Genomic DNA, 19,987 nt, shown 5'->3' on the forward strand with positions numbered 1-19,987 from the left:
CGTTATGAAAAGCTTTTCACTGCAAACTCGATTGTACAGCGGCCAGGGAAGTCTGGATGTGCTCAAGCGCTTCACGAATAAGCATATCTGGATTATCTGCGATGGTTTTCTCGCGCGTTCTCCCCTGATTGAAAAGCTGCGCAACGCTCTGCCAGCGGATAACCGCATCAGCATTTTCAGCGATATCACCCCCGATCCCACCATCGGCACGGTAGTTCAAGGGATTGCACAAATGCAGTCCCTACAACCAGACGTCGTGATGGGTTTTGGTGGCGGCTCAGCACTGGACGCCGCAAAAGCCATCGTCTGGTTCAGCCGACAGTTCGGTATTGAAATTGAAACCTGTGTCGCAATTCCCACCACCAGCGGCACAGGCTCCGAGGTAACCAGTGCCTGCGTGATTAGCGATCCGGATAAAGGCATTAAATATCCATTGTTTAATAATGCACTTTACCCGGACATGGCCATCCTTGATCCAACGTTGGTTGTCAGCGTACCACCTGCCATCACCGCGAATACCGGCATGGACGTGTTAACGCATGCACTGGAGGCTTACGTGTCCACGAAGGCCAGCGACTTCACAGACGCACTGGCTGAAAAAGCGGCTCAAATCGTCTTCCAGTACCTGCCTGTCGCCGTCAGCAAAGGCGACTGTCTGGCAACGCGGGGGAAAATGCACAATGCATCAACGCTCGCGGGAATGGCATTTAGTCAGGCTGGACTGGGGATCAATCATGCGATTGCCCATCAATTGGGTGGTCAGTTTCATCTGCCGCATGGACTTGCCAATGCGCTGCTGCTGACCCATGTCATTTATTTTAATGCCCGCGATCCGCGAGCTGCGAAGCGCTATGCCCGTTTTGCTAAAGCCTGCCATTTATGCCCGGATAATGCGAACGATACGGCTGCGCTGAATGCGCTCATTCATCAAATTGAGCTTCTCAAAAAACAGTGTGCGTTACCTTCTTTCGTTGACGCGCTTAAAGACGGAAAGCAAGTCTGGTCACAACGTATCCCATCGATGGTTCAGGCCGCGCTGGCTGACGTCACGCTGCAAACCAATCCTCGTGTTGCCGATGCCAGTGCCATGCAGGAACTGCTTGAGGAATTATTATGAAGACAGCCATGACGGCAGAGTCCACGCTTTATGATGCACAGACCATTCGCGAACGCGTTCGCGCAGCGGGTGTTGTCGGAGCCGGAGGCGCAGGCTTTCCTACTCACGTAAAATTACAGGCGCAGGTCGATACCTTTCTGGTCAATGCGGCTGAATGTGAGCCAATGCTGAAAGTTGACCAGCAGTTGATGGCCGTCCAGGCTGAGCGACTTATCCGCGGCGTTCAATATGCCATGACGGCGACGGGAGCCAGTGCCGGAATTATTGCGCTCAAGGAGAAATACCAAGGTGCTATCAATGCATTAACCCCCCTTCTACCTGCCGGGATCCGCTTACATATTTTGCCTGATGTCTACCCGGCTGGTGACGAGGTTCTGACCATCTGGATGGCAACAGGTCGGAGAGTTCCGCCTGCCGCGCTGCCGGTCAGCGTCGGTGTGGTGGTCAATAACGTTCAGACCGTGCTCAACATCGCCAGAGCAGTTGAGCAGCAGTACCCCGTTACGCGTCGCACCCTGACCGTTAACGGTGCAGTCGCCAGTCCCATCACACTCACTGTCCCTATCGGAATGTCTTTACGTGACGTTCTGGCGCTGGCCGGTGGCGCAACCGTTGACGATCCCGGCTTTATTAACGGTGGTCCGATGATGGGCGGCCTGATTACTTCACTGGATACCCCCGTAAGCAAGACCACCGGGGGCCTGCTGGTTTTGCCTAAGTCTCATGCGTTAATTCAGCGGCGGATGCAGGATGAACGCACCGTGCTTTCTGTAGCAAAAACCGTTTGCGAGCAGTGCCGTTTGTGTACGGATTTGTGCCCAAGGCATTTGATCGGCCATGAATTATCCCCGCACCTGTTGGTTCGTGCGGTTAATTATCAGCAGGCGGCCACACCACAGCTGCTGCTCACCGCCCTGACCTGTTCAGAATGCAATGTGTGTGAAAGCGTAGCCTGCCCGGTTGGGATTTCACCGATGCGCATCAACCGTATGCTGAAACGCGAGCTGCGGGCGCTCAACCATCGTTATGAAGGGCCGCTAAATCCTGAGGATGAAATGGCGAAATACCGGTTGATCCCGGTTAAGCGCCTTATTACCAAACTGGGTCTTAGCGACTGGTATCACGATGCGCCACTGGCTGAGAATGATTATTCCACAGATAAAACGACGCTGTTGTTACGCCAGCATATTGGTGCCAGCGCCATCCCATGTGTAGAACAAGGCGAACGCGTTGTTCGCGGTCAATGCGTTGCCGATGTGCCGTCCGGTGCATTAGGTGCGCCTGTTCACGCCAGCATTGACGGTATTGTCAGCGAAATCACTGAGCAATCTATCACGGTAATTAGAGGTTAATCATGTCTCAGGCTATAGGGATTTTAGAACTCACCAGCATTGCCAAAGGGATGGAAGCTGGTGATGCCATGTTAAAAAGCGCGAATGTGAATTTACTGGTCAGCAAGACCATCTGCCCGGGAAAATTTCTACTCATGCTCGGTGGTGACGTAGGTGCCGTACAACAGGCGATTGCCACTGGAACATCTCTTGCTGGCGATATGCTCGTTGACAGTCTGGTACTCCCCAACATTCATGCCAGCGTACTCCCCGCAATCAGCGGACTAAACAGCGTGGATAAGCGTCAGGCTGTTGGTATTGTCGAAACATGGAGCGTTGCTGCCTGCATCTGCGCCGCCGACCGGGCGGTTAAAGCCTCCAACGTCACGCTGGTACGCGTCCATATGGCATTTGGTATTGGCGGCAAGTGCTACATGGTCGTTGCTGGCGATGTATCCGATGTGAATAACGCAGTGACGGTTGCCAGTGAAAGTGCGGGTGAAAAAGGCCTGCTGGTTTACCGCTCGGTCATACCTCGCCCGCATGAAAGCATGTGGCGACAAATGGTGGAGGGATAATGGAAAGACAACCCACCACGGATCGAATGATTCAGGAATATGTACCTGGCAAACAGGTCACGCTGGCGCATCTTATTGCTAATCCAGGTAAAGATTTGTTCAAGAAGCTGGGATTACCAGATTCGGTTTCCGCAATCGGTATTCTGACCATTACCCCCAGCGAAGCCTCAATCATCGCCTGTGATATCGCCACGAAATCCGGGGCGGTAGAGATTGGTTTTCTCGACCGGTTTACCGGCGCGGTGGTACTGACGGGTGATGTTTCCGCCGTTGAGTACGCGCTGAAACAGGTAACCCGAACGCTCGGCGAAATGATGCATTTTACCGCGTGTCCCATCACCCGGACGTAATCTCATGAAACGTATCATGCTAATTGGCCCCAGCCAGTGCGGTAAAACGTCGCTCACGCAGTGCATGCGGGGAGAGGCGCTTCACTATCAGAAGACCCAGGCCATAGTCTGGTCTCCTACGACAATAGACACACCGGGTGAATATCTTGAGAACCGCTGCCTGTACAGTGCGCTGCTGGCCAGCGCCTGTGAAGCAGACATTATTGCGCTGGTACTCAATGCTGACGCGCCGTGGTCACCATTTTCTCCCGGTTTTACCGGACCAATGAACCGACCCGTTATTGGCCTCGTTACCAAAGCCGATTTAGCCAATCCGCAGCGTATTTCTCTTGTGGAGAGTTGGTTAGTTCAGGCTGGTGCGCAAAAAGTATTTGTCACCAGCGCGCTGGAGAATACTGGGGTCGATGAGATGTTCATTTTTCTGAATGCAAAGGAACCTTCATGTCTCACAAAATAATGGCCATTAATGCAGGTAGTTCCTCGCTTAAATTTCAACTACTGGCGATGCCGCAGGGTGAAATGATCTGTCAGGGGTTGATTGAACGTATCGGTTTGTCGGATGCGCAGGTCACCCTAAAAACGCCAGCGCAGAAATGGCAGGAGACTTTGCCCGTAGCCGATCACCGTGAAGCCGTAACGTTGCTCCTGGAAAAACTGCTCAACCACCACATTATCAACAGTCTGGAAGAGATCGACGGCGTGGGCCATCGCGTCGCGCACGGCGGAGAATCCTTTAAAGACTCCGCGCTGGTAACTGATGAAACGCTGGCAGAAATCGAGCGACTCGCGGAACTGGCCCCTCTGCATAACCCGGTAAATGCGTTGGGGATCGCGGTATTCCGCCAGCTATTGCCCAAAACACCAGCCGTTGCGGTGTTCGACACCGCCTTTCATCAAACGCTTGATGAGCCTTCTTTCATCTATCCCCTGCCCTGGCGTTACTATGCAGAGTTGGGTATTCGTCGCTATGGTTTTCATGGTACCAGCCACAAATACGTTAGCTCACAGCTTGCTGAAAAACTGGGTGTACCACTCAGCGCCCTGCGCGTTGTTTGTTGTCATCTGGGCAACGGCAGCAGCATCTGCGCCATCAAAGGCGGACAATCGGTGAATACGTCAATGGGCTTTACGCCGCAGTCTGGCGTGATGATGGGCACGCGAAGTGGCGATATCGATCCGTCCATTTTACCGTGGATTGCCCTGCGAGAAGGCAAAACACCGCAGCAGCTCAACCAATTGCTCAACAATGAGTCCGGATTGCTCGGTGTTTCTGGCATCTCACCTGACTACCGCGACGTTGAACATGCCGCAGATACGGGCAATCACCAGGCGGCGCTGGCGTTGACGCTTTTTGCTGAGCGCATTCGTGCCACCATTGGTAGCTATATTATGCAGATGGGCGGTCTGGATGCCCTGGTGTTTACCGGTGGTATTGGCGAAAACTCCGCACGGGCGCGCGCTGCGATTTGTCGTAATCTGAATTTCCTGGGGCTGGCCGTTGATGAGGAAAAAAATCAGCGTAATGCCACCTTCATTCAGACGGAAAATGCGATGGTCAAAGTGGCGGTGATTAATACCAATGAAGAGCTGATGATTGCGCAAGACGTTATGCGTTTAGCGATATCTGAAACTGTGACATTGGGCATTCCTGCATAATACTGCCGCACCGCAAATTGCGGCAAATCATGGTAATAGCGCGATCGCCATGACACTATGCGCCGAAGATTTCTGATCACATAGGTGAAGACGTGGCTGTTGCGCAATGTCCCGCATCGTGCGGAGAACTTATCCAGGGCTGGATTCTGGGCAGTGAGAAATTGGTCTCCTGCCCGGTTGAATGGTATAGCACCGTTGAGGTCACTTCAGGTTCACCGCTGACAGATGAACGTCCACTTTCGCGGGCGATGGTTGAGAGGTTATTGCTGCACTGGCAATACCCGGCACAAATGAGTCAGGATATTCGAATTGATGTCCAGTCAACCATTCCTGTCGCTAAAGGGATGGCCAGCAGCACAGCGGATATCGCCGCCACGGCAATCGCCACGGCGCAGTATCTGGGTCATCAGCTAGACGAATCCACTCTGGCGCAGCTTTGCGTTTCGCTGGAACCTACCGACAGCACCGTTTTCCGCCAGCTTACGCTGTTCGATCACAACGACGCCTCCACGCAAATTGCCTGTGAAGCCCAGCCTCAACTCGATCTGCTGGTTCTCGAAAGCCCGGAAACCTTGCTTACCGCTGATTATCACCGTACTCCACGCCAGTCAGGGTTACTTGCAGGCGCTCCAGCGCTGAAACGCGCATGGGAAAAGGTACAGGAAGCATGTATCAGTCAAAATCCTTATCGGATGGGTGAAGCCGCCACGCTGAGCGCGATCGCCAGCCAGTTGCTGTTACCTAAACCAAATTTTGATTCACTTTTAGCGCTGGTAGAAGAATGTGATTTATACGGTATCAACGTTGCGCACAGTGGCAGCGTAGTCGGTCTGATGCTCGACAGAAAGCGTCATGATGTGGACTACATTAAATGGATGCTGACGCAGAAAAAATTGACGGAACACTGGCCGGAACAGCATTTGTTGCGGATGGTAACTGGCGGGGTCGAACTGCAATAAGGGCCGCCGCTAAGCAGCGACCCGGACAAGCATAAAATCGTTACTCGGCTTTCGCTTCGCCGTTTTTCACTTCGCCCATCGCTTTCAGCTTTTTAGAGATGTCGCGGCGCTCTTTAGAGATCTCAGCGTTTTTGATGATGTAATCATCAACACGATCTTCATAATCGCTTTTCATGCTGGCGATAATGCCCTGAATCGCTTCCACGCTCATTCCAGGCTTGATGTAGTCGCTCAGGTTGTCCAGCAGCAGAACACGTTTCTGGTTGTCACGGATCTTTTTCTCAACGTCCTGGATTTCACGTTGCAGTTTGTTTTTACGACGGAACAGACGAACAAATTCCAGCACGTCCTGGAAAGAAGGCTTGGTAGTTTCCATTTTTACACCCCTGATAATGTGAGATTCGGATTCGTTAAAACAACGGCTAAAGTGGGTCAACATTACTTTCATGCCCGCCATACTTCAAGTTGCATCTGCATCGACCATGCATGGTTGAAACCTGAATTATCGAGGGTAAAGCCATTGCAGTTACCAATGGTTTTAGCCTTTTTCAGTATCATACCTCTATTCGTTGCTGAATCGAAGCAGCAGTAGAACCAATCCCCTCATCTGCTCTTTATTTGCGCAGCGCGCGACAGATCAAATGAGAGAGCAACTCCAGCTGTCGCGCCATTTCCATATTTAGCCAAACGTAGCCGTGAATGGGCGTTTCAGCGACATTATCGCCCTTATGCTCAGCAATAAGCTGACGTAACTCCACCACGGTGTCATTGAGTTTTTCCGTATTGGCAAGCACCGGTTGTGGATTACCTTCATACAATGCGTGGGTTATCGTCAGTAGCGCCTGTTGTGTCCTGAGCTGTGTTTCACGCAAAGTATGCGCATTCAACATAACAAAGTGGCTTGTACGGCTGGCCCAGAGCGCATTGATTTGCAGCTCAAGCATGCAGACCAGGTTACGATTAACCGTCTGAATAGCTTCAAAGATGGATTTTTGAATGCGGGTTTCTTTGCTGGCAGGAACGATGAGCCCACGCATTTTGACAACATCGCTTAAAAGCTGTTGTAAATGCTTCTCCAGTCGCGGTTGCTCCAGCAGGTTGGGAGATAGCGCAGCCTGATACACCCGATTGTACCCCGTTACGCAATGCGCCAGCTGAATTCGCCAGTGTATAAATGCCCGCTGCGGCCAGATACCGGTAAACAGCATTGCCAGTAATGAACCCAGAATAACATCGCCACCGCGCCATAACGCTGTGTTCATATCTCCAGCGGGGGCACCCACAACGACCGCAAGCGTTATACCAATCAGCAACGCCTGATACGGCTTTTTACCCAGCGCCAGCCAGCCGCAGAGAAACATCGCCACCGCGCACCATATCAGCATTAGCGGAAGTGAAAAGAGCTCCAGACGCAGGGCCACCAGCCCAAGTACCGAACCCAGAATTGTCCCGCCAATACGCTCAAACGCTCTGGGGACAACGTTCCCCCAAAAGGAAATAGGCCCCATAATTACCACCAACGTAATCAGAGGCCATGTACCTTCAGGAATGTTCAACAGGCGAACCAACAGAAAAGTAAAAAGAAACGCCAGCGCAATGCGAACACCATGCACCACACGATAATGACGATACAAACGAATTTCAAAAGGACTCAGTGACTTATCTGCACGCACTCATGCACTCCGTCAGGGAATTGCAAAGAACAGAATTGTACCTGTTTTTTGAGTGAAAACATCACTCTGATGACCAGGACATTCATCCTGATTTACACCAAAAACAGTTACTTCGACTGTACCGGCACGTACATTTCAATGTCCCAGTAGCCGTCCTCCATGCCATTGTTCATATAAACTTCAAAGCAAGGTTTAGCGGCTATCGCATACGTCGAATCCTGCAGCAGGCGCTCAAAGAACTGATACCACGGCGTCGCGAAGTCATGATTTTCAACGCGCGCAACGGCGATAGCATAGTCGCCCCCCGCCAGTTCGGTCTGGATCACCCCCTCGCTGTTTTCTGGGATCTCAAAACCTTCAGGCACCGACACCACGGTATCACAACGCAGTTTTTCCGCCGGAACAACGTCAGGATTGTCGTAATAAACGGCTATCCATTCCAGCGGTACGATCTGCTTACCGTCGACCCACATCATTAACTGCTCGAAACCCTGCTTTACCGTTTGTTCCCACGGTCCAACCATGTGAAAACCGGCAATTATGCGTTTCTCGACCTGCTTTATCTCGTACTCCATATAACCTCCGTTATTACACTGTATTTATATACAGTGTAATTTTTAGGTATGACGGCCACAAGGAATCAGTGATTATTATGTGAGCAGATTCGCACTCTTGCCAGTCAGGCACATCAGGAAAAACTACGCCTTGTGGTGGAAGTAATCGCTCAAACGCGAGAAGACGCCGCCTTCGTTGACAGACTCCAGCGTAACCAGAGGCCAGTGCGCCACCAGTTTATCCCGATCGTAGAGTTCAATTTCCCCCACACGTTGATGGGCAGCAATGGGGGCAACCAGTTCTTTCTTATCAAGAACATATTTTGCCTTGATATTAGCGACTTCGGCTTTAGGCAGGGCCATCCAGAAATCCTGCTCTGTGCCAAGGCTAATTTTTTCTTTATCGCCGTACCAGATCCGTTCAATACCAACCTGCTTACCGCTACGTAATACCTGCACGGTATCGAAGTTCTGTTGTCCCCATTGCAGCAGTTTTCGCGCCTGGTCTTCACGCCCTTTCGCACTCTCCGCCCCCATCACAACTGCAATCAGGCGGCGCTGCCCATCAACGGCAGAAGCAATCAGGTTGAATCCAGCGCCGGAGGTATGTCCTGTCTTCAGACCATCGACGTTCATAGTTTTATCCCACAACAAACCGTTACGGTTTTGCTGCGTGATTCCGTTCCAGGTAAGGCTTTTTTCACTGTACATATGGTAGAAATCCGGCTCTCCATGGATGATAGCTCTCGACAGCACGGCCAGATCGTAAGCTGAGCTATGCTGACCTGGCGCATCCAGACCATGTACCGTTTCAAAATGCGTGTCCCGCAGGTTCAGCTTTTGCACATAGTTGTTCATCATCGCGACAAACTGCGGCTGCCCTCCGGCGATGTAATCCGCCAGCGCCACACAGGCATCATTACCGGAATCAACAATTAACCCGCGACTCAGATCGCGCACAGAAACGCGATCCCCTTCTTTCAGGAACATTAAGGATGAACCGACGAATACCGGATTATCTTTCGCCCAGGCATCGCGCCCTACGGTGACAATATCTGTCGGACTAATACGCTTGCTGTCGATTGCGCGATCAACAACATAGCCGGTCATCAGCTTGGTCAGGCTGGCAGGGTTGCGCTGCTGGTGTTCATTTCCGGCTGTCAGGATTTGGCCCGTGGTGTAATCCATTAATACCCACGCACCGGCATTAATTGCCGGAGGCTGTGGAGCGAAACTGGCGACGTCGGTCGCGTACGCGGGCGAAAAACTCATCGCAAATAGTGAAGCGGCAATAAACAAACGGCGTTTCAACAGCATGTCCTCAGGAAATGGAGAAATAGCCGTTCTTTTTACGGAAGTTCTGGCGAACAAACATGGATAAATTGCAAGAAAATGTGACATAAGGCACATTTTCTTGCTGTATGGAAAGGATTTCAGATATCGACCGCGTCTGGCGTTACCCTTTGCGCGGTGCCGTTTCTGCGTGATGGCTACGATGACGATGATAGCCATCTATCATACTGCGGAAAATTTGCCCCGGCGTGTCACCCAGCGTGCACAGGTAAATATGCGCACAGATGAACAGTAAGCCGACAATCGCCAACACCATATGCAGCACCAGCATCACAGGCCCTGCCCCTACCACCTGCGGGTAGAGGCATAACAACCCGCTGATGATTAGCAGCGGGACCAGCGCATACATGATGGCCAGATAAGCCAGCTGTTGTAGCGGGTTAAATTTACTCTCTGCAGTTGCGGCAAACGGGTGTGGTTCACCCTTCATGATGCCATACAGATAAAAGCGCGTTTGCAACAAGCAGCGTGATATCAACCCATTAAACTTCACCCGGTAATGACAACCGTTGCCGCTGGTTGCGTTGATTAGCACAAAACCAACCCAGAAGGCCAACAAGGCGAAACCGCACCAGGTATGTATCTGCACCATCAATGCCACCGGTCCGAGAGAGAAGTGACCAAACAGGCCACTCAGCAAAAGCAGGATAAAAAGCAGCGCATTACCCCAGTGCCAGCGGCGGACTGCCAGAGAATAGAGGTAATCCCGTTGCTCTTCTCCGGTTGCCGTCTTGGGTGCCAGCATCCGACGTAACAGCGCGTGCATAACCAGGCCCGCAATCATCAGCACAACAACAACGCCTGCATAAATGAGCCACAGCGGCCAGTAGTCCGGCGCATAGTTAAGCTCTGCTCCCCAGATAGAATTCATGCTTTACCCTCCTGATGGATCTCTTTACGCCGATAAACACTCACCGGGCCGCTACGCGTATCCTGCTGGCGATAAACCTCTTTTTGATTTATCCAGTGCTGAATTTCCGGATCGTCACGACGACCAAATTTCAGCGCATCCGTCGGACAAACGGAAACGCAGGCGGGCGATTGACCGCTCTCGAGTCGGGTATCTGCGCAGAAGTTACATTTGTCGGCAATTCCCGTTTGCGGATTGAGATAACGGACATGGAACGGACAAGCGGCAACGCAGTAGTCACAACCAATACAGCGAGACTTATCCACTTGCACAATGCCATTTTCGTCGCGAAATGATGCACCGGTCGGACAAACGCTGACACACGGCGCATCTTCACAATGCTGACAGGAAACGCGAACAAACTGGAAGTGGGACAGCACCTCGGGTTCATGTTCGGGTGAACGGATCTGCACCTGTAGACGGCTAAATCCCTCTGGCACATCATTCAGAACTTTGCAGGCAACCGTGCATGCCTGACAGCCGATACAGCGTTTCTCGTCATGCAGCATGACATAAGGGTTTGTAGATTGATTCATGATGTTCTCCTTTCTCATGCCCGACGAAGCGTAACGCCAGCGGTGTGGACCACCGTACCGGAAACCGGACTGGTAACATGCGGAAGCAAATTACCGCAATGGATACCGTGCGTTGTCGCTGCGGTTTTGGCTCCCGCCTTGGCGCCAAATCCCATATAAACAAACAGCGTATCGGGCCGAATTCCGGCGGTGACCAGCGCTTTGCCTTTTTCCTTGCCGGTCGCATTTTCCAGCCAGATGTCATCACCGCTTTTGATGCCTTTTTCACGGGCCGTTTGCGGGTGGATCCACACTGCGTTATCCCACATCAACTCGCTAAGCAGTGGCACGTATTGCGTCGCACCGTTGGTATGCACCGCCACTTTTCCCTGGATAAAATAGAGTTCACTGTCGCCTTTAAGCGCAAAATTGCGCGCGCGCGGAATACCGTAGCCAGGCAGGAGCGTTTCCAGCTCTTCGGAATAGAGTTCGATTTTTCCTGACGGAGATTTAAAGCGCAGTTGCTCGCCATAGGTACCGTCGCTGTCAACCGCCACCGCGCCCGGATAGCGTTCCACAAACTGACGCACCGCTTCAGGTTCACGCAGCAGCAACGGAACACCCCACTCCCGATAACCTTTCTGACACAACTCAGCAGATAGCGCATGATCGCCATTAAGCTGGTATAACTGACGCGTTTGCATATCCTGCCATGGGTAGAATTGGCCAAGGCCTAACTGCACGGCCAGCTCTTTCCAGATTTGCCAGCTCGGACGCGCATCACCAATAGGTTCTACTACCTGCTGACGCAGGGCATAGGCGGGATTCAGACCCGACATGTCTGAAACTTCTTCATCGCGCTCAAGGTAAGTACATTCAGGCAAAAGGTAGTCGGCATACGCCGCGCTTTCGCTTAAATAGACATCACAACTGACCACAAGGTCGAGCTGTTCAACGGTTTTGACCAGATCTGGTCGACAGGTTACGGTTTGGAAAGGGTTGTGTCGGGACATAATCCATCCCTTCACCGGATAAGGCGTCTGATTTAACACAGCATCAATGATGCTTTGCACCACACCACCGCCCGCCGCGATGTACTTAAACTGCGGGGCTACCAGATCGATACGCTGCGCCGTTGGCTTGGGTAATTTGGCATCGGGTTTTGCCAGCACCGGAGCGACCTTCTCGCCAGCCAGCTTATTGTAAGTTGCCGCCGCTTTTTTCTGATACAAACCGCCTTCACGCTCAATATTGCCAAGCAGCACATTGAGGGTAAAAATCATGCGCCGCATATCAATTTCTTCTTGCGAAAACGTCGCGCGATGGCCCGGACTGACGATAGCATGAGGCGCGCAGGCGGCCATTTCGCGGGTGACCCGAACAATGACATCAGCAGGCACATCCGCGAGCTGCTGCGCCCATTCCGGCGTGGTCTCTTGTACCGCTTCTGCCAGTTGCTCAAACCCCGTGGTGTAGCGCGCAACAAAGTCCGCGTCATACAGATTTTCATTGATCATGACGTGACACATGGCCATCAGCACCGGTAAATCGCCGCCCGGCTTGAGCGCATGCCATTCATCCGCCTTGCTGGAGAATACGGACAGACGGGGATCGAAGCTGACCATCTTCGCCCCCTTCTCCTGCGCGGTCATCAGCTCATGCGTATCAGCAACCTCGATCCCTTCATAGAGGTTATGGCCAAAAGAGACCATATAACGGGTATTGGCGATATCCATGGCTAAATCGCCACCCATCATCACTTTAGCGGCAATGGCTTTACCGGCAGGACACGTTGATGCGTGAGTAAAGGTATTCGGTGACCCGAAAGCCGTCGCGAGGTGAAATAAATGACCAGACAGCGAGCCAGATTTAGACGAGAAGACGACTCCCTGGGGACCATATTGCGTTTTTATTGCCGTCATTTTTTCGGCGATTTCTTTATACGCCTGTTCCCAGCTAATAACCTGCCAGTCACCGCTCCCGCGAGGTCCTGTGCGTTTCATGGGTTTAACAATGCGATGAGGGTCGTTGACCAGGCTAACGCCGCTGCCGCCGCGAGCGCAGACACGTGTCCCCTGCTGTGGCGCATTAGGGTTTCCCTGAATAAAAACCGTTTTATTATTAATCACCTGAGCCTGAATTGGGCAGCGAAAAGAACACATCTCGCACAAACTTGGCGTCAGGGATGTTTTCCCTTTGATACTCTCTGGAGAATTTCGCGCCAGTGCCCCAGGCGGGAAACTGCCTATCGCACAGGCTGAACAGCCTATACCCACTCCTCGCAAAAAATTACGCCGACTAATGCTCATATAACCTCCTGTTATTAGATATATCCAATAATTATATGGCGTTTAGATTATTTATTTTTTACATCAATCACATTTCATTACAATGCATGACAGCGAATTGACACAAATAAAAACCCATTGTTTATAAAAGATTTTTAAAGTTTCCAGAACACAAGAAAGAAGAAGAAAATAACAATAATGGTTATCAGTTAGATTATTTACAAACCCGCAACTTCAAGATGTTTTATTTCCGTAATTTATTTTAACAGTGCGGAATTTATTAATTAATTCCATTAATGTCCTGTTTATCTCAATTTTATTGCGTACACAATCCAGCTTCGATAATGCCATAGCTGATTATCTCGCTATTTTTTGGTATTCTTGAACCAGCGCTAAATTGATCCCGGACATAACTGAACAATGAATGACGGCAAGCAGCAACCTGGTTTTCTCTTCCACGATTACGAGACCTTTGGTACCCATCCGGCGCTGGACAGACCCGCGCAATTTGCGGCTATCCGCACAGATAATGATTTCAACATCATCGGTGAACCAGAAGTCTTTTATTGCAAACCCGCGGACGATTATCTGCCGCAGCCTGAGGCGGTGTTGATTACGGGTATCACACCGCAGGAAGCACGAGAAAAGGGAGAAAATGAAGCCGCTTTTGCTGCACGCATCCACGCCCTGTTCACCGTGCCGAAAACCTGTATCCTGGGCTATAACAACGTGCGCTTCGATGATGAGGTGACGCGCAACATCCTGTATCGCAATTTCTACGATCCCTATGCCTGGAGCTGGCAGAACGATAATTCGCGCTGGGATCTGCTGGATGTGATGCGCGCCTGCTATGCCCTGCGTCCTGAAGGCATTAACTGGCCGGAAAACGACGACGGCTTACCCAGCTTCCGTCTGGAACATTTGACCAAAGCCAATGGTATTGAGCATACCAATGCTCACGATGCTATGGCGGACGTATACGCCACAATCGCAATGGCGCAATTAGTGAAGTCGCGCCAGCCGCGCCTGTTTGATTATCTCTACAGCCATCGTAATAAGCACAAGCTGGCCGCGCTGATTGATGTCCCGCAAATGAAGCCGCTGGTCCATGTCTCTGGTATGTTAGGCGCATGGCGCGGAAACACCAGTTGGGTAGCGCCGTTGGCGTGGCATCCGGAGAATCGTAACGCGGTTATTATGGTCGACTTAGCCGGTGATATTTCGCCGCTGCTCGAACTCGACAGTGACGCCCTGCGCGAGCGGCTTTATACGTCTAAAGCGGATCTGGGTGATAACCCGGCCGTACCGGTTAAACTGGTGCACATCAACAAATGCCCGGTACTGGCACAGGCTAATACCCTGCGTCCGGAAGATGCCGACCGTCTTGGCATTAACCGCCAGCACTGTCTGGATAATCTCAAAGTTCTGCGTGAAAATCCGCAGATACGCGACAAAGTGGTCGCGATCTTTGCAGATGCGGAACCCTTTACACCGTCAGATAACGTGGATGCCCAACTGTACAACGGCTTTTTCAGCGATGCTGACCGTGCGGCGATGAAAATCGTTCTGGAAACCGAACCACGCAATTTACCGGCGCTGGATATCTCCTTTGTCGATAAGCGCATTGAAAAACTGTTGTTTAATTACCGTGCACGTAACTTCCCGGGAACGCTGGACGAAGCAGAACAGCAACGCTGGCTGGACCATCGCCGCCAGGTATTCACACCGGAGTTTTTGCAAAATTACGCCAATGAACTGCAGTTATTGAGCCAGCAGTATGCGGATAACAAAGAAAAGTTGATGCTGCTGAAATCACTCTGGCAGTATGCCGAAGAGATTGTATAAATCCCACACATAAAAAAACGGAGAACATGTCTCCGTTTTTTTTAGTTAAATGCTGTTATTACGCGACATCTTCGTCGTACTGCGGCACCGGGTTGCGGAAGCTTTTGGTCACACAAGCCAGGTAAATCAGACCGATACCGGCCCAGATCAGACCCAGAACCATTGAGCTCTCTTCCAGATTCACCCACAGCGCACCAACGGTCAGCGCACCGCACATCGGCAGGAACAGATACTGGAAGTGGTCTTTCAGCGTCTTGTTACGCTTCTCACGGATCCAGAACTGGGAGATCACCGACAGGTTAACGAAGGTAAACGCCACCAGCGCACCAAAGTTAATCAGCGCCGTCGCCATCACCAGGTCGAAGTTGATTGCCAGCAGAGCAATCGCACCAACCAGAATGATGTTCATAGACGGAGTACGCCATTTCGGGTGTACATAACCGAAGAAACTTTTCGGGAACACGCCGTCACGCCCCATCACGTACATCAGACGCGCTACGCCAGCATGCGCCGCCATACCGGACGCCAGTACGGTAATGGTAGAGAAAATCAGCGCGCCAACCTGGAAGAACTTACCAGCGACGTACAGCATGATTTCCGGCTGTGAAGCGTCTGGATCTTTGAAGCGCGAGATATCCGGGAAGTACAGCTGCAACAGATAGGTGGAGACGATAAAGATCAGGCCACCAATCAGCGCGGTCAGGAAAATCGCACGCGGGATCACGCGCTCAGCGTCTTTGGTTTCTTCTGACAGGTTGCTGATACCGTCAAAACCGGTGAACGAGAAGCACAGGATCGTAGCGCCCGTGATCATCGGGATCACGTGTGCATCACCTGACCAGAACGGACGGCTGCTCGCCAATGTACCAGCACCTTCCCCTTCGAACACGCCATAAACGACCATGCCGAGGATCACTGCAATCAGCACCACCTGCAACAACACGATTACGGTGTTGAAATTCGCAACGGATTTAAGGCTGCGCAGGTTGAAGGCGGTCATAAAGGCCACCAGCGCCACCACGAATATCCATGACGGTATCGACGGCACCAGGGCTTCAAAATAAATTTTTGCCAACAGAATGTTGATCATCGGAGCGAACAGGTAGTCCAGCAGTGATGACCAACCCACCATAAAGCCAACGGTCGGGCTAATGGATTTCTGGGCGTAAGTGTAGGCAGAGCCTGCAGACGGATAGCGACGCACCAGTTTACCGTAGCTCAGTGCGGTAAAGAGGATGGCGATCAGTGCAAAGGCGTAAGCTGTCGGGACGTGACCATCGGTCATTCCTGATACGATACCGAATGTATCGAACAGCGTCATCGGCTGCATATAGGCAAGGCCCATCATGACAACCGGAACCAGCGTAAGCGTTTTACGTAATTCCACGCGAGAGGTGTTTGGAGTAGCGTTATGCGACATGGTTATCCCCCATTACGGCGAAAACCGTCGCGTAAGCAAAAAATTGCCCCATTTTTTGTTAATCCTCAGCGACAACAACTGTCGATTTTTAAGTAAGTATCTATCCGGTACGAAGCCCGGCCTCTTTTATGAATGATTGGTTTGATGCAAAAAAATAACCGACGCGTATTAAAACGTCGGTTAATGTCATTTTTTGCAAGCGGCGTATTTTGCCCTAAATTGGGGAGAAATAACAAGAGATTGAAGCGACCACAAAAGAATATTTTTTCTTAACTGATTGATTTGTCAGCAGCTGTTTTAACATACACCCCCGCAATAGCACTATTTGCTAAAATTTCATCCCGCCACCAGGCACTGGCCAACCCGGCGGTCTGTTCATTCCAGCCTATCCACACGGGTTCAAAGACAATTTGCGCGACCACTTTTTTCTCAATCAGTGCGCCACTCTCCAGAAATCGCTGCGCCAGGTAGCGCGGAATATAGCCACATCCCAGACCGCTGATTTGCAGTTCCAGCTTGGTTTTGAAGTCAAAAACGGTAATGGCTTCTTGATCGTCCAGCACCTGGGAACCTGAGACGTTGGCATGCTGCGCATTGTCGCCCACCACTATGGCGCGAAAACGGCGAATGGTACGACGATTTAACGGTTCCTGTTCCTGCGCCAGCGGATGATGCGGCGCAACCACAAATACCTGTTCCAGAACCCCGAGTCGCGCAAAGCCAAATTCACTCGCAGCAGGCGGTTCGTGCATGGCACCGACAATAATATCCGCCCGGCCTTGAGTGAGAGCATCCCAGGAGCCGCCCAGCACGCCATTGATAAATTTCAGGCGCGTCACGCTGTGGTGTTGATAGAAAGATTCGATGAGTGGGGCCAGCAGTGAAAAGGGAAACGTATCATCTACGCCAATAACCAGTTCATTCTCCCAGCCTTCGTGAAGTTTAATCGCCTGTTTTTCAAGTTCGCGGACGGTGTGCAGCACCTCCCGTCCCTTTTCCAGCAGCATCTGCCCGGTGCGGGTGAACTTAGCCCGGTGTCCGCTGCGATCGAGTAGCTGAATATTAAGATCGCTTTCCAGCTTATGGACGGTGTAGCTGAGCGCAGACGGCGTCTTAAACAATTTTGCCGACGCCGCCGCGAAACTGCCCTCTTTTTCTAATGCATCGAGGATGATAAGAACGTCCAGCAGTGGTTTCATACTCGCCCCCTGGCGGTATACAGCGGCACTCTGCTGGATTGTCACTCCATCGGCATCACCAGCGGGTCAGGATACTGGTACTCAAACCCAAGCTCATTACAAATACGGTTGCCATCAATGACTTTACCTTTACCGTTATCCGTACCGCCGCGAAATTCCGGCGGCTCCATCCCCAACTGGCGGGCCATCTGCGGATAGAACACGTTACGCGCCGGATGCATAGGCGCACATATATTATAGATGTGTCCCCCTTTAGGCGCTTGCAGCAGTAACGTGATGGCAGAAACTACATCGTCCAGATGCACCAGATTGACGCCATGATGTCCGTCAGGTGCCGTCTTGCCAGCGAAGAAGCGACCAGGATGTCTTCCCGGACCGACCAACCCGGCCAGACGCAAAATATCCACCGACGTACCTGGCAAATTGTGCAACCAGTCTTCAAGTTCTTTCAGGACACGACCGCTCGCCGTGACCGGATTACGCGCCGTCCCCTCTTTCACTGTGCCCTGAACGTCACCATAGACTGACGTCGAACTGGTAAAAATAATTCGTGGGATCCGATACGCCAGCGCGCTGTCGACCAGCTCCTGCATTGCCTGCAAGTAAAATGCTTCCCCAGGACCGCTACGACGCGCAGGCAGCGTAATAACCAGCGCATCGGCGTCCATCAGTGCATCGAGATCGTCAGCCTCACAGACCAGTTCAGGTTCCAGGCGCAGCGAATAACTCTCGATACCGCTCATGCGGGCCGCTTCCACCCCATCCAATGTGGTTTTGCTGCCGGTAACCTGCCAGCCTCTCGCCGCCAGCGACATGGCTAACGGCATGCCTAACCAACCTAACCCGACAATTGCGACCTTTTTCATGCCTTCTCTCCTGACTTTTGGCCTATAACGCAAGGCTACGCCAGCCCACGGTGGCTGACAATTCATAGTATCAATATGAAATGAATTAATGATCAAAAAAAGCCCTTGCTTTCCGTAGCTAAAGTGGTTTAGGTTAAAAGACATCAAATGAATAAACATTCATCGAGAAAATTTATGACACGCGCTCAATTCAAACACCATCATCACCATCATCCTGACTAGTCTTTCAGGCGATGTGTGCTGGGAGACGTTTAAATCTTCCAGCGGTGCATGAGCGTATGAGAAAGCCCCCGGAAGATTTCTTCCGGGGGCTTTTTTTTGTGCGTGACCCAAACTGATTCAGACAGGATAACGAGGAATAAAGAATGTTAGACAACACCCGTTTACGCATAGCTATGCAGAAATCAGGCCGCTTAAGCGATGATTCACGCGAATTACTGGCCCGTTGCGGCATTAAAATTAATCTTCACACCCAGCGCCTGATTGCGATGGCGGAGAACATGCCGATCGATATTCTGCGCGTGCGTGATGACGATATCCCGGGCCTGGTGATGGATGGTGTCGTTGATCTCGGCATCATCGGGGAAAACGTTCTGGAAGAGGAACTGCTCAACCGCCGGGCACAGGGTGAAGACCCTCGCTATTTTACCCTGCGCCGTCTGGACTTCGGCGGCTGCCGTCTCTCGCTGGCTACCCCGGTTGATGAAGCCTGGGATGGCCCGGCAGCGCTGAACGGTAAACGTATCGCGACCTCTTACCCACACCTGCTCAAACGTTATCTCGATCAGAAAGGAGTTTCGTTTAAATCTTGTCTGTTAAACGGCTCAGTAGAAGTCGCTCCCCGTGCGGGTCTGGCTGATGCGATTTGCGATCTGGTGTCCACCGGCGCAACGCTTGAAGCCAACGGTCTGCGCGAAGTAGAAGTGATCTACCGCTCTAAAGCCTGTCTGATTCAGCGCGACGGCGAAATGGCCGAAGCCAAGCAACAACTGATCGACAAACTGCTGACCCGTATCCAGGGGGTTATTCAGGCCCGTGAATCCAAATACATCATGATGCACGCGCCGAGCGAGCGTCTGGACGAGGTCATCGCCCTGCTGCCCGGCGCTGAGCGCCCTACCATTCTGCCTCTAGCGGGCGACCAGCAGCGTGTTGCCATGCACATGGTCAGCAGCGAAACCCTGTTCTGGGAAACAATGGAAAAACTGAAAGCGCTCGGTGCCAGCTCAATTCTGGTGTTGCCGATTGAGAAGATGATGGAGTGATCTGATGCCTGATGGCGCTTCGCTTATCAGGCCTACAAGAATTGTCACAATCATTGATATTACGGGTCTTGTAGGCCGGATAAGGCAGCGCCGCCATCCGGCAACACC

The 19,987-nt window shown here is 51.8% G+C and carries 20 protein-coding genes, 1 pseudogene and 1 other annotated feature; of the genes and pseudogenes, 10 read left to right on the forward strand and 11 right to left on the reverse strand.

Annotated features, from left to right (window positions below; all coding sequences use genetic code 11):
- Window positions 1-4 precede the first annotated feature (4 nt).
- The 7 genes from OGY68_RS15940 (at window position 5) to OGY68_RS15970 (ending at window position 5,991) form a co-directional block, all read left to right on the forward strand.
- A complete protein-coding gene (locus tag OGY68_RS15940) occupies window positions 5-1,117 on the forward strand; it encodes a 1-propanol dehydrogenase PduQ (protein ID WP_057067508.1) in 1,113 nt (370 codons plus the stop codon).
- A complete protein-coding gene (gene pduS, locus OGY68_RS15945; protein WP_057067507.1) occupies window positions 1,114-2,469 on the forward strand; it encodes a cobalamin reductase PduS in 1,356 nt (451 codons plus the stop codon). Before OGY68_RS15940 ends, pduS begins: the two co-directional genes overlap by 4 nt.
- Window positions 2,470-2,471: 2 nt before the next feature.
- Entirely contained in the window at window positions 2,472-3,026 is a 555-nt protein-coding gene (gene pduT / locus OGY68_RS15950; protein ID WP_003030201.1) for a propanediol utilization microcompartment protein PduT, read from the forward strand.
- A complete protein-coding gene (pduU, locus tag OGY68_RS15955; protein WP_057067506.1) occupies window positions 3,026-3,376 on the forward strand; it encodes a propanediol utilization microcompartment protein PduU in 351 nt (116 codons plus the stop codon). The genes pduT and pduU overlap by 1 nt, the downstream gene beginning before the upstream one ends.
- A gap of 4 nt (window positions 3,377-3,380) precedes the next feature.
- On the forward strand, window positions 3,381-3,833 hold the full coding sequence (gene pduV / locus OGY68_RS15960; RefSeq protein WP_008785152.1) for a propanediol utilization protein PduV: 453 nt from the start codon (window positions 3,381-3,383) through the stop codon (window positions 3,831-3,833).
- Window positions 3,818-5,032: an acetate/propionate family kinase gene (locus OGY68_RS15965; RefSeq protein WP_008785153.1), complete on the forward strand. Its 1,215-nt coding sequence runs from the start codon at window positions 3,818-3,820 to the stop codon at window positions 5,030-5,032. Before pduV ends, OGY68_RS15965 begins: the two co-directional genes overlap by 16 nt.
- Before the next feature lie 92 nt (window positions 5,033-5,124).
- A complete protein-coding gene (locus OGY68_RS15970; protein ID WP_057067505.1) occupies window positions 5,125-5,991 on the forward strand; it encodes a GHMP family kinase ATP-binding protein in 867 nt (288 codons plus the stop codon).
- A gap of 40 nt (window positions 5,992-6,031) precedes the next feature.
- Here the strand turns inward: OGY68_RS15970 and OGY68_RS15975 are convergent, their stop codons facing one another.
- The 7 genes from OGY68_RS15975 to phsA form a co-directional block, all read right to left on the reverse strand.
- Entirely contained in the window at window positions 6,032-6,367 is a 336-nt protein-coding gene (locus OGY68_RS15975; RefSeq protein WP_003834176.1) for a DUF496 family protein, read from the reverse strand.
- Between the two features lie 238 nt (window positions 6,368-6,605).
- On the reverse strand, window positions 6,606-7,664 hold the full coding sequence (locus tag OGY68_RS15980; protein WP_008785155.1) for an FUSC family protein: 1,059 nt from the start codon (window positions 7,662-7,664) through the stop codon (window positions 6,606-6,608).
- 107 nt (window positions 7,665-7,771) lie between these two features.
- On the reverse strand, window positions 7,772-8,239 hold the full coding sequence (gene sbmC / locus OGY68_RS15985) for a DNA gyrase inhibitor SbmC (RefSeq protein ID WP_008785156.1): 468 nt from the start codon (window positions 8,237-8,239) through the stop codon (window positions 7,772-7,774).
- 123 nt (window positions 8,240-8,362) lie between these two features.
- Window positions 8,363-9,535, reverse strand: coding sequence for a serine-type D-Ala-D-Ala carboxypeptidase DacD (gene dacD / locus OGY68_RS15990; protein ID WP_032941959.1), 1,173 nt, complete (start codon window positions 9,533-9,535; stop codon window positions 8,363-8,365).
- A gap of 139 nt (window positions 9,536-9,674) precedes the next feature.
- Window positions 9,675-10,442 (reverse strand): thiosulfate reductase cytochrome B subunit, encoded by a 768-nt coding sequence (gene phsC, locus OGY68_RS15995; RefSeq protein WP_057067504.1) that lies wholly within the window; start codon window positions 10,440-10,442, stop codon window positions 9,675-9,677.
- Window positions 10,439-11,017 carry a thiosulfate reductase electron transport protein PhsB gene (gene phsB, locus OGY68_RS16000; RefSeq protein WP_003834185.1) on the reverse strand — a complete coding sequence of 193 codons (579 nt, stop codon included), beginning with the start codon at window positions 11,015-11,017 and terminating at the stop codon, window positions 10,439-10,441. The genes phsC and phsB overlap by 4 nt, the downstream gene beginning before the upstream one ends.
- 14 nt (window positions 11,018-11,031) lie before the next feature.
- On the reverse strand, window positions 11,032-13,305 hold the full coding sequence (phsA, locus tag OGY68_RS16005; RefSeq protein ID WP_204558191.1) for a thiosulfate reductase PhsA: 2,274 nt from the start codon (window positions 13,303-13,305) through the stop codon (window positions 11,032-11,034).
- Between the two features lie 399 nt (window positions 13,306-13,704).
- On the opposite strand from phsA, the gene sbcB reads away from it, so the two are divergent.
- Complete coding sequence (gene sbcB, locus OGY68_RS16010) at window positions 13,705-15,129, forward strand: exodeoxyribonuclease I (protein WP_057067502.1); 1,425 nt, start codon at window positions 13,705-13,707, stop codon at window positions 15,127-15,129.
- A gap of 58 nt (window positions 15,130-15,187) precedes the next feature.
- Here the strand turns inward: sbcB and plaP are convergent, their stop codons facing one another.
- The 4 genes and pseudogenes from plaP to OGY68_RS16025 form a co-directional block, all read right to left on the reverse strand.
- Window positions 15,188-16,549, reverse strand: coding sequence for a putrescine/proton symporter PlaP (plaP, locus tag OGY68_RS16015; RefSeq protein WP_003834188.1), 1,362 nt, complete (start codon window positions 16,547-16,549; stop codon window positions 15,188-15,190).
- Window positions 16,539-16,601, reverse strand: a complete 63-nt coding sequence (gene yoeI / locus OGY68_RS22915; protein WP_099045591.1) for a membrane protein YoeI — start codon at window positions 16,599-16,601, stop codon at window positions 16,539-16,541. The genes plaP and yoeI overlap by 11 nt, the downstream gene beginning before the upstream one ends.
- A gap of 162 nt (window positions 16,602-16,763) precedes the next feature.
- Window positions 16,764-17,748 (reverse strand): annotated as a pseudogene (locus tag OGY68_RS16020) (LysR family transcriptional regulator).
- Window positions 17,749-17,789: 41 nt separating this feature from the next.
- Window positions 17,790-18,614 (reverse strand): SDR family oxidoreductase, encoded by an 825-nt coding sequence (locus OGY68_RS16025; RefSeq protein WP_003834190.1) that lies wholly within the window; start codon window positions 18,612-18,614, stop codon window positions 17,790-17,792.
- Between the two features lie 174 nt (window positions 18,615-18,788).
- Here OGY68_RS16025 and hisL point away from each other — a divergent pair, with 174 nt between their 5' ends.
- Together hisL and hisG are read left to right on the forward strand one after the other, a co-directional pair.
- A complete protein-coding gene (gene hisL / locus OGY68_RS16030; protein ID WP_100250077.1) occupies window positions 18,789-18,836 on the forward strand; it encodes a his operon leader peptide in 48 nt (15 codons plus the stop codon).
- Window positions 18,812-18,934: a sequence feature (His leader region), on the forward strand. Its footprint overlaps the gene before it by 25 nt.
- Window positions 18,935-18,979: 45 nt before the next feature.
- The gene (gene hisG / locus OGY68_RS16035) at window positions 18,980-19,879 is read left to right on the forward strand and encodes an ATP phosphoribosyltransferase (protein WP_003834191.1); all 900 of its coding nucleotides are present in this window, start codon (window positions 18,980-18,982) and stop codon (window positions 19,877-19,879) included.
- The last annotated feature ends 108 nt before the right edge of the window (window positions 19,880-19,987 follow it).

This window comes from Citrobacter sp. Cpo065 (genome assembly GCF_030332805.1).
Lineage (GTDB): Bacteria > Pseudomonadota > Gammaproteobacteria > Enterobacterales > Enterobacteriaceae > Citrobacter > Citrobacter portucalensis.